The sequence below is a fragment of the Hafnia sp. genome (assembly GCF_036648275.1).
Taxonomy (GTDB): domain Bacteria; phylum Pseudomonadota; class Gammaproteobacteria; order Enterobacterales; family Enterobacteriaceae; genus Hafnia; species Hafnia alvei.
This window is the reverse complement of the sequence record NZ_JAVXIQ010000010.1, coordinates 59027-72475: the sequence shown is the minus strand read 5'-3', so window position 1 is coordinate 72475 and position 13449 is coordinate 59027. Positions and strand designations below refer to the sequence as shown.

Below are 13449 nucleotides of genomic sequence, written 5' to 3'. Positions count from 1 at the left end.
CTGTAGCGGGAAGGAACAGCATGACAGAAGTAACCGTAAAATCACTGGCAGCAGAGATACAGACTTCCGTTGATCGCCTGGTACAGCAGTTAGCTGATGCAGGGATTAAGAAGTCAGAAAATGATTCTGTGAGCCCACAGGAAAGAGAAACATTATTAGCTCATTTAAATCGTGAGCATGGCAGCGCATCAGGTAAACTGACGCTGCAGCGTAAAACACGCAGCACATTGAATGTTCCAAGCACCGGCGGAAAAAGCAAAGCCGTGCAAATTGAGGTCCGCAAAAAGCGCACTTATGTAAAAGGCGATGCGGCAGCTGAACAGGCTGAAGCAGAAGCACAGGCACAGCGTGAAGCGGAAGAGCAGGCTCGTCGTGAGACTGAAGAGAAAGCAAAACGTGAAGCAGAAGAAAAAGCGAAGCGTATTGCTGAAGATCAGGCGAAACGTAACCTGGAAGAGCAAGCCAAACGTGAGGCCGCTGATAAAGCTAAGCGTGGCGCAGCGGAAAGTGAAAAAGTGACGAATCAAAATACCGACGAAAAAACCAAAGCTGCGCATGCTGAGAAAGCGCGCCGTGAAGCCGAAGCTGCTGTACTGAAACGCAAAGCTGAAGAAGAAGCACTGCGTAAGCTTGAAGAAGACGCTAAGCGTGTTTCTGAAGAAGCTCGCAAAATGGCTGAAGCTAACGAAGGCAAAGCGCCAGAAGCAGAGACCGCAGAGGATACTTCTGACTACCACGTAACCACTTCTCATCATGCTCGTGAAGCAGAAGATGAAAACGACCGTCAGGTTGAAGCTGGCCGCGCTCGTGCACGTACCGCAACCAAAGCGACTAAGCAGAAGAAAGGCAATAAACTGTCTGAATCTAAAGCCGATCGTGAAGAAGCACGTGCTCAGACTCGTGGTGGTAAAGGCAAACGTAAACCAAGCACTCTGCAGCAAGGCTTCAACAAGCCTGCTCAAGCGGTAAACCGTGACGTCATCATTGGCGAAACCATTACCGTTGCAGAACTGGCTAACAAAATGGCTGTTAAAGGCTCCCAAGTCATCAAAGCAATGATGAAGATGGGCGCTATGGCTACCATCAATCAGGTCATCGATCAGGAAACTGCTCAGATGGTTGCTGAAGAAATGGGCCATAAAGTTATCCTGCGTCGTGAAAACGAGCTGGAAGAAGCAGTAATGAGTGACCGTGATACCGGTGCAGCCGCAGAGCCTCGTGCTCCAGTTGTAACCATCATGGGCCACGTTGACCACGGTAAAACTTCCCTGCTGGACTACATCCGCTCCACGAAAGTGGCATCGGGCGAAGCAGGTGGTATTACTCAGCACATCGGTGCTTACCACGTAGAAACCGACAACGGTATGATCACCTTCCTGGATACCCCAGGTCACGCCGCATTTACTTCTATGCGTGCTCGTGGTGCTCAGGCTACAGATATCGTTGTTCTGGTTGTTGCTGCCGACGATGGCGTAATGCCACAGACTATCGAAGCAATCCAGCATGCTAAAGCGGCAAAAGTGCCGGTTGTTGTTGCTGTGAACAAAATCGATAAGCCTGAAGCGGATATGGATCGCGTTAAAAACGAACTGTCCCAGTACGGCGTAATGCCAGAAGAGTGGGGCGGCGAGTCTCAGTTCATCCCTGTATCTGCTAAAGCGGGTACCGGTATTGATGATCTGCTAGACGCTATCCTGTTGCAGGCAGAAGTTCTGGAATTGAAAGCAGTTCGCAGCGGTATGGCGAGCGGCGTTGTTATCGAATCCTTCCTGGATAAAGGTCGCGGTCCGGTTGCAACTGTTCTGGTTCAAGAAGGTACGCTGAATAAAGGCGATATCGTTCTGTGTGGCTTCGAGTATGGCCGTGTGCGTGCGATGCGCGACGAAATGGGCCGCGAAGTGACCTCAGCCGGTCCTTCTATCCCTGTAGAAATTCTGGGTCTGTCCAGCGTTCCTGCTGCCGGTGACGAAGCGACCGTTGTTCGTGACGAGAAAAAAGCCCGTGAAGTTGCTCTGTATCGTCAGGGTAAATTCCGCGAAGTTAAACTGGCTCGTCAGCAGAAATCTAAACTGGAAAACATGTTTGCGAACATGAGCGAAGGTGAAGTTTCTGAACTGAACATCGTACTGAAATCTGACGTACAGGGTTCTTGCGAAGCGATTTCCGATGCATTGTTAGGTCTGTCTACCGATGAAGTGAAAGTGAAAATTGTTGGCTCCGGCGTGGGCGGCATCACTGAAACTGACGCGACTCTGGCCGCTGCATCTAACGCTATCATCCTTGGCTTCAACGTCCGTGCCGATGCTTCTGCGCGTCGCGTGATTGAAACTGAAAGCCTGGATCTGCGTTACTACTCCGTCATCTATAACCTGATTGACGAAGTTAAGCAGGCGATGAGCGGTATGTTGGCGCCTGAATATCGTCAAGAAATCATCGGCTTGGCCGAAGTTCGTGACGTGTTCAAATCACCTAAGTTCGGTGCTATCGCAGGCTGTATGGTTACTGAAGGTGTCGTTAAACGTCACAACCCAATCCGCGTTCTGCGTGACAACGTGGTTATCTATGAAGGCGAGCTGGAATCCCTGCGCCGCTTCAAAGATGACGTTAACGAAGTCCGTAACGGCATGGAATGTGGTATCGGTGTTAAGAACTACAACGACGTTCGCACTGGCGATATGATCGAAGTATTCGAAATCATCGAAGTTAAGCGTACCATTGAGTAATTAGGTAAGCGCTCAGCTTATAATATCTTTGGGGGGCTTAATGCCCCCCGATTCGTCTGGGAGGAATCCATAATGGCAAAAGAATTCAGCCGTACTCAGCGTGTATCTCAAGAGATGCAGAAAGAGATTGCGATCATTTTGCAACGTGAAGTTAAAGATCCACGCATCGGTATGGTGACGGTATCTGGCGTTGAAGTATCCCGCGATCTGGCTTATGCCAAAGTGTTTGTCACTTTCTTGAATGATAGCGATCCAAACGCGGTTCGAGTAGGTCTTAAAGCGCTGCATGAAGCTTCTGGCTTTATCCGCATGTTGATTGGTAAAGCAATGCGTTTGCGTGTTGTACCTGAACTGACTTTCGCATACGACAACTCTTTGGTTGAAGGTATGCGTATGTCTAACCTGGTGACCAGCGTTGTGAAAAATGACGAAGAGCGTCGCTCAGCGTCAGGTGATACTTCAGGTAACTCTGAGGAGGAATAATGTCACGACCTCGCCGTCGCGGCCGTGATATTAACGGCGTTCTGTTATTAGACAAACACCAAGGTCTATCCTCAAATGACGTTTTGCAGAAAGTAAAACGCATCTATAACGCCAACAAAGCAGGTCATACCGGTGCGCTAGATCCTTTAGCAACCGGTATGTTGCCTATTTGCTTAGGCGAGTCGACCAAATTTTCTCAGTTCTTGCTGGATGCCGATAAACGCTACCGCGTGATTGCGCGTTTAGGGCAAAGAACGAATACCTCGGATGCTGATGGCGAAGTGGTTCAGGAACGTCCTGTGGAATTTACTCAGGAACAACTGGATGCGGCGCTGGAGCAGTTCCGTGGTGATAGCCAACAAATTCCATCGATGTATTCTGCGCTTAAACACCAAGGTAAGCCGCTGTATGAGTATGCGCGTCAGGGCATTGATGTCCCACGTGAAGCTCGCGACATTACGGTGTATGAACTGCAGTTTATTCGCTGGGAAGGCGATGAGTTAGAGTTAGAAATCCACTGCTCGAAAGGTACTTACATCCGAACCATCATTGATGATTTGGGTGAGGTTTTAGGCTGTGGTGCACACGTTATCTATTTACGTCGCGTGCAGGTTTCTAATTATCCGTCGGAGCGCATGGTTTCTCTGGAGCAATTGCAGCAAATGGTTGCCGCTGCCGAAGAGGCTGGCGTTGAACCTAGAACGGTTCTCGATCCTCTGCTGTTGCCGATGGATACTGCTGCATCTCATTTGCCGGAAATCAATCTAACCGATGTGGTTGCCGCCTATGTTCTTCAAGGACAACCGGTGCAGGTGCAAGGTTTGCCTGCTGAAGGTATGGTGCGCATCAATGTGGGTGAGAAACGTCGATTTATCGGCGTTGGTGAAGTGGATGACCAAGGACGCTTGGCGCCACGTCGCTTAGTAGTAGAAGAGCGCGTTCCTGAAGAGTAAGGTGCTCTGAGTCCCGTAAGGTGCTTTGTTGCGATCTTATTGCGCTCAGAGTAGAATAGCGCGGCTTATGTATTGGGCAGCTGAATTAGAGATCGGCGCCCGCCTTTTTAATCGTTTTATGAATTTGGAGTTCTATAATGTCTCTAAGTGTTGAAGCTAAAGCTCAAATCGTTGCTGACTTCGGTCGTGACGCTAACGACAGCGGTTCCACCGAAGTTCAGGTTGCTCTGTTAACTGCACAGATCAACCACCTGCAAGGTCACTTCGCTGAACACAAAAAAGATCACCACAGCCGTCGTGGTCTGCTGCGTATGGTTTCTCAGCGTCGTAAGCTGCTGGATTACCTGAAGCGTAAAGATGTAGCTCGCTACACCAGCCTGATTGAACGTCTGGGTCTGCGTCGCTAGTCCAAACGATTTTCAGAAGTAAAGGGGCCTAGATTGGCCCCTTTCTTCTAGGAAGCAATCGCAAATCAGGTTAATGTATTGTAGTTAACTCAAATTCGGTTGTTAAAATAGTTGTTGTTAAAGAAGTAAGCGTTAAAACTAGAGTCGGTTAGACTGTTGCTGATAACGCATGCCGAGTGACGATCCTTTTTGCAGATGTTCGCGCGGCTAATGCAAGTCTCTGGATGACCAGTGATTTCCATTAGTCGCGAGAATGCAACGAAGTGATCGAAGGCAAAAGCGTGATGGTGTTTTGATGACGCCATTAAACTTATAAAGATAAGGAAAATACTTTGCTGAATCCTATCGTTCGCAAATTCCAATACGGTCAGAATACCGTAACCCTGGAAACTGGCATGATGGCTCGCCAAGCCACTGCTGCTGTAATGGTTACCATGGATGACACCGCGGTATTCGTTACCGTTGTTGGCGCTAAAAAAGCTAAAGAAGGCCAGAGCTTCTTCCCTCTGACCGTTAACTATCAGGAGCGTACCTACGCTGCTGGTCGTTTCCCAGGTGGTTTCTTCCGCCGTGAAGGCCGTCCTGGTGAAGGCGAAACTCTGATTGCGCGTCTGATTGACCGCCCAGTTCGCCCACTGTTCCCAGAAGGCTTCCTGAATGAAGTTCAGGTAGTTGCTACCGTTGTTTCTGTAAACCCGCAGGTTAGCCCAGACATCGTTGCGATGATCGGTGCTTCTGCTGCCCTGAGCCTGTCTGGTATTCCATTCAATGGCCCAATCGGTGCAGCCCGCGTTGGTTACATCAACGACCAGTATGTGCTGAACCCAACAACAGATGAGCTGCAAGAAAGCAAGCTGGATCTGGTTGTTGCAGGTACCGAAGGCGCAGTGCTGATGGTTGAATCTGAAGCTCAACTGCTGAGCGAAGACCAGATGCTGGGTGCCGTTGTATTCGGTCACGATCAGCAGCAGGTTGTTATTGAAAACATCAAGGCGCTGGTTGCTGAAGCTGGCAAACCACGTTGGGAATGGGCTGCTCCAGCTGTTAACGAAGCGCTGCACGCGCGCGTTGCTGCTCTGGCTGAAACCCGTATCGGCGATGCATACCACATCACTGAAAAACAGGCTCGTTACGCTCAGGTTGATCAAATCAAAGCTGACGTTATCGCTGCTCTGCAGGCTGAAGACGAATCTCTGAGCGCTGGCGAAATCGCTGATGTTCTGGGTTCACTGGAGAAAAATGTCGTACGTAGCCGTGTGCTGCGTGGCGAGCCACGTATCGATGGCCGTGAAAAAGACATGATCCGTGGTCTGGACGTTCGCACTGGCGTACTGCCTCGCACCCATGGTTCTGCACTGTTCACTCGTGGTGAAACTCAGGCTCTGGTTACCGCAACTCTGGGTACAGAACGTGATGCTCAGAACATCGATGGCCTGACCGGCGAGCAGACTGACCGCTTCCTGCTACACTATAACTTCCCTCCGTACTCCGTAGGGGAAACTGGCATGATGGGCTCACCTAAGCGTCGTGAAATTGGTCACGGTCGTTTGGCGAAGCGCGGCGTGCTGGCAGTAATGCCTAAGCAAGACGAATTCCCGTACACCGTTCGTGTGGTTTCAGAAATCACCGAATCTAACGGTTCTTCTTCTATGGCCTCTGTTTGTGGTGCTTCACTGGCACTGATGGACGCAGGTGTACCGATCAAAGCTGCCGTTGCTGGTATCGCTATGGGTCTGGTTAAAGAAGATGAAAACTTCGTAGTTCTGTCTGATATTCTGGGTGACGAAGATCATCTGGGCGACATGGACTTCAAAGTTGCAGGTAGCCGCGAAGGTATCACTGCACTGCAGATGGATATTAAAATCGAAGGCATCACCCGCGAAATCATGCAGGTGGCTCTGAATCAGGCTAAAGGTGCACGTCTGCACATTCTGGGTGTAATGGAACAGGCGATTAACGCGCCGCGTGGCGATATCTCTGAATTCGCTCCACGTATCCATACCATCAAGATCAATCCTGAGAAGATCAAAGATGTCATCGGTAAAGGTGGTTCTGTTATTCGTGCACTGACTGACGAAACTGGAACGACTATCGAAATCGAAGATGATGGCACGATTAAAATTGCAGCAACCGACAACGAAAAAGCAAAACATGCTATTCGTCGCATCGAAGAAATTACTGCTGAAATCGAAGTTGGCCGCATCTATCAGGGTAAAGTAACCCGTATCGTTGATTTCGGTGCATTCGTTGCTATCGGTGGCGGTAAAGAAGGTCTGGTACATATTTCTCAGATCGCTGACAAGCGCGTTGAGAAAGTGACCGACTATCTGCAGATGGGCCAGGATGTTCCTGTTAAGGTACTGGAAGTTGACCGTCAGGGTCGCGTCCGCCTGAGCATCAAAGAAGCAAGCGCGCCAGAACAGGCCGCTGCTCCAGCTGCTGAATAACAAACCGTTCAGTATTACGGCTTCCTGCATAAGTGGGGAGCCGTTTGTTACGCAAATACAGGATGTATTTGCTTATATGGATGATAGGAAATCAATCCGATGTTGGTCTTCGGGAGTTGGGAAATGAAGCCTATCTTGCGCTGGTGTTACGTTGCGACAGCAATTCTGCTGGCAGGATGCAGCAACCTTGATTGGCGTAAAGACGAAGTACTAGCAATTCCGTTACAGCCTTCGCTGCAACAGGAAGTCATGCTGGCGCGCATGGAACAAATCCTTGCCAGCCGTGCATTGACAGATGATGAACGCGCACAGCTTTTATATGAGCGCGGAGTACTGTATGATAGTCTAGGACTGAGAGCTTTAGCGCGTAACGATTTTTCGCAAGCGCTGGCTATTCGTCCTGATATGCCAGAAGTTTTTAACTATCTGGGGATTTACTTAACGCAGGCTGGCAATTTTGATGCCGCCTATGAAGCGTTTGATTCTGTACTAGAGCTTGATCCAACTTACAACTACGCGCGTTTAAACCGAGGCATCGCACTGTATTACGGTGGTCGATACTCGTTAGCGCAGGATGATCTGCAGGCGTTTTATCAAGACGATCCCAATGATCCATTCCGTTCGTTATGGCTTTACCTTGTGGAACGTGAAATCGATCCAAAGAAAGCCACTGCCTCGCTGGAACAGCGATATAACAAGGCGAACAGGAATCAATGGGGATGGAATATTGTCGAATTCTACCTGGGCACCATCAATCAGAAAACATTGATGACACGCTTACAGGAAGATGCAACGGATAACACTTCGCTCGCTGAGCATCTCAGTGAAACTGACTTCTATTTAGGTAAATATTACCTGAGTCTGGGGGACAAGAGCAGTGCCTCTGCGCTGTTCAAACTGACGGTTGCCAACAACGTACATAACTTTGTTGAGCACCGCTATGCACTGTTGGAATTGGCGCTTTTGGGCCAAGAGCAAGACGACCTATCAGAATCGGACCAGCAATAGCTGACGAACAACTACGCCTATACTTTTTTAATTGCTTTATCACCTCCTTGAGGTGAGGGCTTTTTGTTCGTTATTTAATCTAATTTGAGCCGGTTCACACTTTTCAATGAAAATCATTGTCCATTTTCTAGACGAGTTATGTAGACTGGCCGCCATCAATGAGGCACGTGTACATGGCTGAGTTCGAAACTTCTTTTGCTGACCTAGGGTTAGCTGCACCAATTATCCAAGCCCTGACCGATCTGGGCTACGAAAAACCGTCTCCTATCCAGGCGGAATGTATTCCTCACCTTTTAAATGGCCGTGACGTTCTGGGTATGGCTCAGACCGGTTCCGGTAAAACAGCTGCGTTCTCTTTACCGCTGCTGCACAATATTGATCCAAGCCTGAAAGCACCACAGGTGCTGGTTCTGGCTCCGACTCGTGAGCTGGCAGTTCAGGTTTCTGAAGCGATGGCTGACTTCGCTAAACACATGAACGGCGTAAACGTTGTTGCTCTGTACGGTGGCCAACGCTACGACGTACAGCTGCGCGCTCTGCGTCAGGGGCCACAAATTGTTGTGGGTACTCCAGGTCGTCTGCTGGACCACCTGAAACGTGGCACCCTGAACCTGTCTAACCTGAGCGGTTTGGTTCTGGACGAAGCGGATGAAATGTTGCGTATGGGCTTCATCGAAGACGTTGAAACCATCATGGCGCAGATCCCAGCACAGCACCAGACGGCGCTGTTCTCTGCAACTATGCCAGAAGCTATTCGTCGTATTACCCGTCGCTTCATGAAAGAGCCACAGGAAGTACGCATTCAGTCAAGCATCACTACACGTCCAGACATCAGCCAGAGCTACTGGACTGTGTTCGGTATGCGTAAAAATGAAGCGTTGGTTCGCTTCCTTGAAGCTGAAGATTTTGATGCTGCAATCATCTTCGTACGTACCAAAAATGCCACTCTGGAAGTTGCAGAAGCGTTGGAACGTAGCGGTTACAGCAGCGCTGCATTGAACGGCGATATGAATCAGGCTCTGCGTGAGCAGACTCTGGAGCGTCTGAAAGACGGTCGTTTGGATATCCTGATTGCAACTGACGTTGCTGCACGTGGTCTGGACGTTGACCGTATCAGTCTGGTTGTTAACTATGACATCCCGATGGACTCAGAGTCTTACGTTCACCGTATCGGCCGTACCGGTCGTGCTGGCCGTGCTGGTCGCGCATTGCTGTTCGTTGAGAACCGCGAACGTCGTCTGCTGCGCAACATTGAACGCATCATGAAGCTGACTATTCCAGAAGTTGAAATCCCGAATGCAGAATTGCTGGGTCAACGTCGTCTGGCTAAGTTTGCCGCTAAAGTTCAGCAGCAGCTGGAAAGCAGCGATCTGGACAAATACCGCGATCTGCTGACTAAACTGCAGCCGGAAGATGAGCTGGATATGGAAACTCTGGCCGCAGCATTGCTGAAAATGGCACAGGGCGAACGTCCTCTGATCCTGCCACCAGATCCAGTTATGGAACGTCGTCCACGTCGTGAATTCCGTGACCGTGACGATCGTAACGAACGCGGCGGTGACCGTTTCGCTCGTCGTGGCGAGCGTGAGCCACGTGAAGCTCGCGAAGGCGCAGCTCCACGTCGTGAACGTCGTGAAGCCGGTGATATGGAACTGTATCGTATTGAAGTTGGCCGTGATGATGGTGTTGAAGTTCGTCATATCGTTGGCGCTATCGCTAACGAAGGTGATATCAGCAGCCGTTACATCGGTAACATCAAGCTGTTTGCTTCTCACTCAACTATCGAGCTGCCTAAAGGTATGCCAGGTGATCTGCTGTCTCATTTCACCCGTACCCGTATCCTCAACAAGCCGCTGAACATGCAGCTGATGGGTGATGCTCCGGCACGCGAACCACGTCGTGAACGCCCAGCTGGCGATCGCGGTGGCCGCAACTTCGGTGGTGGTCGTGAAGGTGGTGAGCGTCGTAACTTCGGTGGACGTGATGGCGCACCTCGCCGTGATGACCGTCGTGGTAACAGCGATCGTAGCGCAGCACCACGCGGCCCACGTCGTGATGATGCAGCACAGCCGCCACGTCGTCGTACTCCGACTAGCAACGACGCATAATCGCGCTGTTCTAAACTAGAACATATTAAGCCAACCTTCGGGTTGGCTTTTTTTTGCTTTTTACTTATCTGATTTTCTCTATCTGGCCGCTTTCTGTGTGGTTATTTCCATAAGTTTGTTTCTTGCCTTTGAAATACGTTTTATCGGCGTATCATGCTTGGCGATTGAGGGTGACAACCTCAAGACAGTTCCCCGGTCGGGGACTGCAATAACAAGGAGATACTTCATGTCTTGGTTAAACTTCAAACAGCAATACCTCATAAAATTCTGGGCACCGCTCCCTGCGGTTATTGCCGCGGGTGTTTTATCGACTTACTACTTTGGCATCACCGGCACGTTCTGGGCTGTGACAGGGGAATTTACCCGCTGGGGCGGACATGTATTACAGTTATTCGGCGCTCATCCTGAGCAATGGGGCTATTTTAAGGTCATTGGGCTTGAGGGCTCACCGCTGGGTCGCATTGACGGCATGATGGTTATCGGCATGTTCGGTGGCTGTTTCGCAGCCGCGCTGTGGGCTAATAACGTCAAACTGCGTATGCCACAGCATCGCATCCGCATCTTTCAGGCTGTATTAGGTGGCATGATCGCTGGTTTTGGCGCACGTTTAGCGATGGGCTGTAACCTTGCGGCGTTCTTTACCGGAATTCCTCAGTTCTCTCTTCATGCATGGTTCTTTGCATTAGCAACGGCGGTGGGTTCCTATTTCGGTGCTCGTTTCACTTTGCTACCGATGTTCCGTATTCCGGTTAAATTACAGAAAGTCAGCGCAGCGTCTCCGTTAACACAGAAACCGGCTCAGGCTAAGCGTCGTTTTCGTTTGGGCATGATCATTTTCTTGGCGGTGATCCTTTGGGGCGGTTTAACCGCGATGAATGCGCCTAAGCTAGGGTTAGCTATGCTATTTGGCGTAGGCTTTGGCTTACTGATCGAGCGTGCTCAAATCTGCTTTACCTCAGCATTCCGCGATTTATGGATCACTGGCCGCACTCATATGGCCAAGGCCATCATCATTGGTATGGCGGTGAGCGCTATCGGTATTTTTAGCTACGTACAAATGGGACTACCGCCAAAAATTATGTGGGCAGGGCCAAATGCGGTGCTGGGTGGTCTGCTGTTTGGCTTCGGTATTGTACTGGCTGGCGGCTGTGAAACTGGCTGGATGTATCGTGCTGTTGAAGGGCAGGTACATTTCTGGTGGGTTGGTTGTGGTAACATTCTAGGCGCAACTATTTTGGCTTATTACTGGGACGATTTGGCGCCATCTTTAGCCACGTCATACGACAAAGTGAATCTGCTGCAAACCTTTGGCCCGCTGGGTGGATTGCTGGTGACTTACCTTATGCTGCTGGCGGCATTTTTGTTGGTTGTAGCATGGGAAAAACGTTTCTTTCGCACTAAAACTCAGGTGAACAACGCCGTTAAGGAGATCGCATGAAACACGCAGAGATTATTCCAGACTATCGTTTAGATATGGTTGGTGAGCCTTGTCCGTACCCTGCGGTCGCCACATTAGAAGCGATGCCCAATCTTAAGCCGGGTGAGATTTTAGAAGTGGTGAGCGATTGCCCTCAGTCTATTAATAACATCCCGCTGGATGCCAAGAATCACGGCTACACCGTGCTCGACATCCAACAAGATGGCCCAACCATTCGCTATCTCATTCAGCGATAAACCTGCGCTGGCTAAGGCGCATTAGGTGCCTTAGCCAATCAGTTCAGGAATGCTCAGATGGGGTTTGATATCGGCAACAATCTCAAAAGATCTCAGACGCGCCTGATGGTCAAAAATCTGCCCGTTAACCATAATTTCATCTGCCTGAGTCTCTCGTAGTAACGCTTCCAATCCGCTCTTCACCTGAGTGGGATCGCCCACCACAGACATTCTAAGCGCCTGTTCAACGCCATACTGCTCGCCGCCGCTCCAATAGTCGGAGATATCTTGTACTGGAGCAGGTAAAGGCCCCGGTTTGCCACGACGAAGATTAATAAACTGCTGTTGCATTGAAGTGAACAGGAAGCGTGCGTCGCGTTCGCTATCGGCGGCGACCACGTTGATGCAGACAATCGCGTATGGCTTAGCCAACGCCGCCGATGGTTGGAACTGGCTACGGTAAAGCGCTAATGCCTGATGCAGCATATCGGGGGCGAAGTGTGAGGCAAAGGCAAAAGGTAATCCGAGCTTAGCGGCCAGCTGCGCGCTGTAGAGGCTTGAGCCTAGCAGCCAGATAGGGATGTGCAAACCTTGCCCAGGAACGGCTTGTACATGCTGACCCTCGGTCACTTCATCAAAGTAGCGCTGTAGTTCGAGCACGTCCTGAGGGAAATCATCAATTTCTCCGTGTAGGCTGCGACGTAGAGCCATCATGGTTCTTTGATCGGAACCAGGGGCACGGCCTAATCCCAAATCAATACGCCCCGGATAGAGAGACTCGAGCGTGCCGAACTGTTCGGCAATCACCAGTGGAGCATGGTTGGGGAGCATCACGCCACCTGAACCGACGCGAATGGTTTTGGTTCCGCCAGCGATGTAACCAATCAGCACCGATGTAGCGGCGCTCGCGATGCCTGTCATGTTGTGATGCTCAGCCAGCCAGTAGCGATGAAAACCCCAGTTCTCAGCATGCTGAGCCAGACTCAGCGAACGATGAAATGCATCACGAGCCGTTGCCCCTTTAGGGATTGGGGAAAGGTCGAGAACTGAAAAGGGTACGGAACGAGAAGTCATAACATTATTCCTATAAATAGACCAATTGGTCTGGTTTTAGGTTGATGTTAATCATATGTGATAATTAATCAATAGCTGGTTGTGGATTAGCGTGCTATTTCAATGAGTGAGTTTGAGTCATAATCGAAGCCTGAACCACTTATTCAGAAAATCTAGCTTAATATTCTAACTGTTTTCATTTATTCAACAAACTACAGAGCAAACGACTGATGCGAGAGTTCTTATCGTTTATTGTGTGATAACCATCATATTAGTAGGGCTTTGTTCTTTGTTTTTCCACTCCCCCAACTTGCTGTATATCACAAAAATTTCCTATGTCGTTAAGGCGTTACATCTTTAGTTATGACGCATAAAATGAAATTTCTTTATTATTCATATAATTAGGATTTTTCATATTTGCATTCAGGTCAGCGCTTTTATAAAACCGTATTTTTAGAGTTAAATTTTTAGTTTTATTCTCTTTTTGGAGAATATTTTTCTCACGAACTGCCATTATGGGGGACGTAGTTGAAAAAATATTCTCCCTTGGCCGGCGTATCATTTCTGCATAATAAAAAGCCTGCATATTACGTCTGTACATTAAAAAGAAAATA

11 protein-coding genes are annotated in these 13449 nt (G+C 49.5%); 10 read left to right on the top strand and 1 reads right to left on the bottom strand.

The features are described from left to right. The first annotated feature begins 20 nt into the window (after positions 1–20). From infB to yedF, 10 genes are all read left to right on the top strand, one after another. Positions 21–2723, top strand: a complete 2703-nt coding sequence (infB, locus tag RSC70_RS11295; RefSeq protein ID WP_040046295.1) for a translation initiation factor IF-2 — start codon at positions 21–23, stop codon at positions 2721–2723. 72 nt (positions 2724–2795) lie between these two features. Continuing rightward, positions 2796–3206 (top strand): 30S ribosome-binding factor RbfA, encoded by a 411-nt coding sequence (gene rbfA / locus RSC70_RS11290; RefSeq protein ID WP_025798857.1) that lies wholly within the window; start codon positions 2796–2798, stop codon positions 3204–3206. Further along, the gene (gene truB / locus RSC70_RS11285; protein WP_043490727.1) at positions 3206–4159 is read left to right on the top strand and encodes a tRNA pseudouridine(55) synthase TruB; all 954 of its coding nucleotides are present in this window, start codon (positions 3206–3208) and stop codon (positions 4157–4159) included. The genes rbfA and truB overlap by 1 nt, the downstream gene beginning before the upstream one ends. A 137-nt stretch (positions 4160–4296) precedes the next feature. Continuing rightward, positions 4297–4566, top strand: coding sequence for a 30S ribosomal protein S15 (gene rpsO / locus RSC70_RS11280; protein WP_004093717.1), 270 nt, complete (start codon positions 4297–4299; stop codon positions 4564–4566). 332 nt (positions 4567–4898) lie between these two features. Beyond that, on the top strand, positions 4899–7013 hold the full coding sequence (gene pnp / locus RSC70_RS11275; protein WP_040046293.1) for a polyribonucleotide nucleotidyltransferase: 2115 nt from the start codon (positions 4899–4901) through the stop codon (positions 7011–7013). A gap of 123 nt (positions 7014–7136) precedes the next feature. Beyond that, positions 7137–8021 carry a lipoprotein NlpI gene (gene nlpI, locus RSC70_RS11270; RefSeq protein ID WP_332542461.1) on the top strand — a complete coding sequence of 295 codons (885 nt, stop codon included), beginning with the start codon at positions 7137–7139 and terminating at the stop codon, positions 8019–8021. A 106-nt stretch (positions 8022–8127) separates the two neighbouring features. Beyond that, positions 8128–8202, top strand: coding sequence for a protein YrbN (yrbN, locus tag RSC70_RS21050; protein ID WP_102961607.1), 75 nt, complete (start codon positions 8128–8130; stop codon positions 8200–8202). After that, positions 8195–10129, top strand: a complete 1935-nt coding sequence (locus RSC70_RS11265) for a DEAD/DEAH family ATP-dependent RNA helicase (protein WP_040046292.1) — start codon at positions 8195–8197, stop codon at positions 10127–10129. Before yrbN ends, RSC70_RS11265 begins: the two co-directional genes overlap by 8 nt. A 226-nt stretch (positions 10130–10355) precedes the next feature. Next, a complete protein-coding gene (yedE, locus tag RSC70_RS11260; RefSeq protein ID WP_332542460.1) occupies positions 10356–11567 on the top strand; it encodes a selenium metabolism membrane protein YedE/FdhT in 1212 nt (403 codons plus the stop codon). Next, on the top strand, positions 11564–11803 hold the full coding sequence (gene yedF, locus RSC70_RS11255) for a sulfurtransferase-like selenium metabolism protein YedF (protein WP_025798870.1): 240 nt from the start codon (positions 11564–11566) through the stop codon (positions 11801–11803). Before yedE ends, yedF begins: the two co-directional genes overlap by 4 nt. Before the next feature lie 30 nt (positions 11804–11833). Here the strand turns inward: yedF and RSC70_RS11250 are convergent, their stop codons facing one another. Then, a complete protein-coding gene (locus RSC70_RS11250; protein WP_332542459.1) occupies positions 11834–12856 on the bottom strand; it encodes a luciferase-like monooxygenase in 1023 nt (340 codons plus the stop codon). Positions 12857–13449: the final 593 nt, after the last annotated feature.

What these genes read in the sequence shown, in the direction of transcription:
- yedF (WP_025798870.1), top strand. Translation starts at nt 11,564, where the DNA reads ATGAAACACGCAGAGATTATTCCAGACTATCGTTTAGATATGGTTGGT.
- RSC70_RS11265 (WP_040046292.1), top strand. Translation starts at nt 8,195, where the DNA reads ATGGCTGAGTTCGAAACTTCTTTTGCTGACCTAGGGTTAGCTGCACCA.
- RSC70_RS11250 (WP_332542459.1), bottom strand. Translation starts at nt 12,856, where the DNA reads ATGACTTCTCGTTCCGTACCCTTTTCAGTTCTCGACCTTTCCCCAATC.
- rbfA (WP_025798857.1), top strand. Translation starts at nt 2,796, where the DNA reads ATGGCAAAAGAATTCAGCCGTACTCAGCGTGTATCTCAAGAGATGCAG.
- rpsO (WP_004093717.1), top strand. Translation starts at nt 4,297, where the DNA reads ATGTCTCTAAGTGTTGAAGCTAAAGCTCAAATCGTTGCTGACTTCGGT.
- nlpI (WP_332542461.1), top strand. Translation starts at nt 7,137, where the DNA reads ATGAAGCCTATCTTGCGCTGGTGTTACGTTGCGACAGCAATTCTGCTG.
- truB (WP_043490727.1), top strand. Translation starts at nt 3,206, where the DNA reads ATGTCACGACCTCGCCGTCGCGGCCGTGATATTAACGGCGTTCTGTTA.
- yedE (WP_332542460.1), top strand. Translation starts at nt 10,356, where the DNA reads ATGTCTTGGTTAAACTTCAAACAGCAATACCTCATAAAATTCTGGGCA.
- infB (WP_040046295.1), top strand. Translation starts at nt 21, where the DNA reads ATGACAGAAGTAACCGTAAAATCACTGGCAGCAGAGATACAGACTTCC.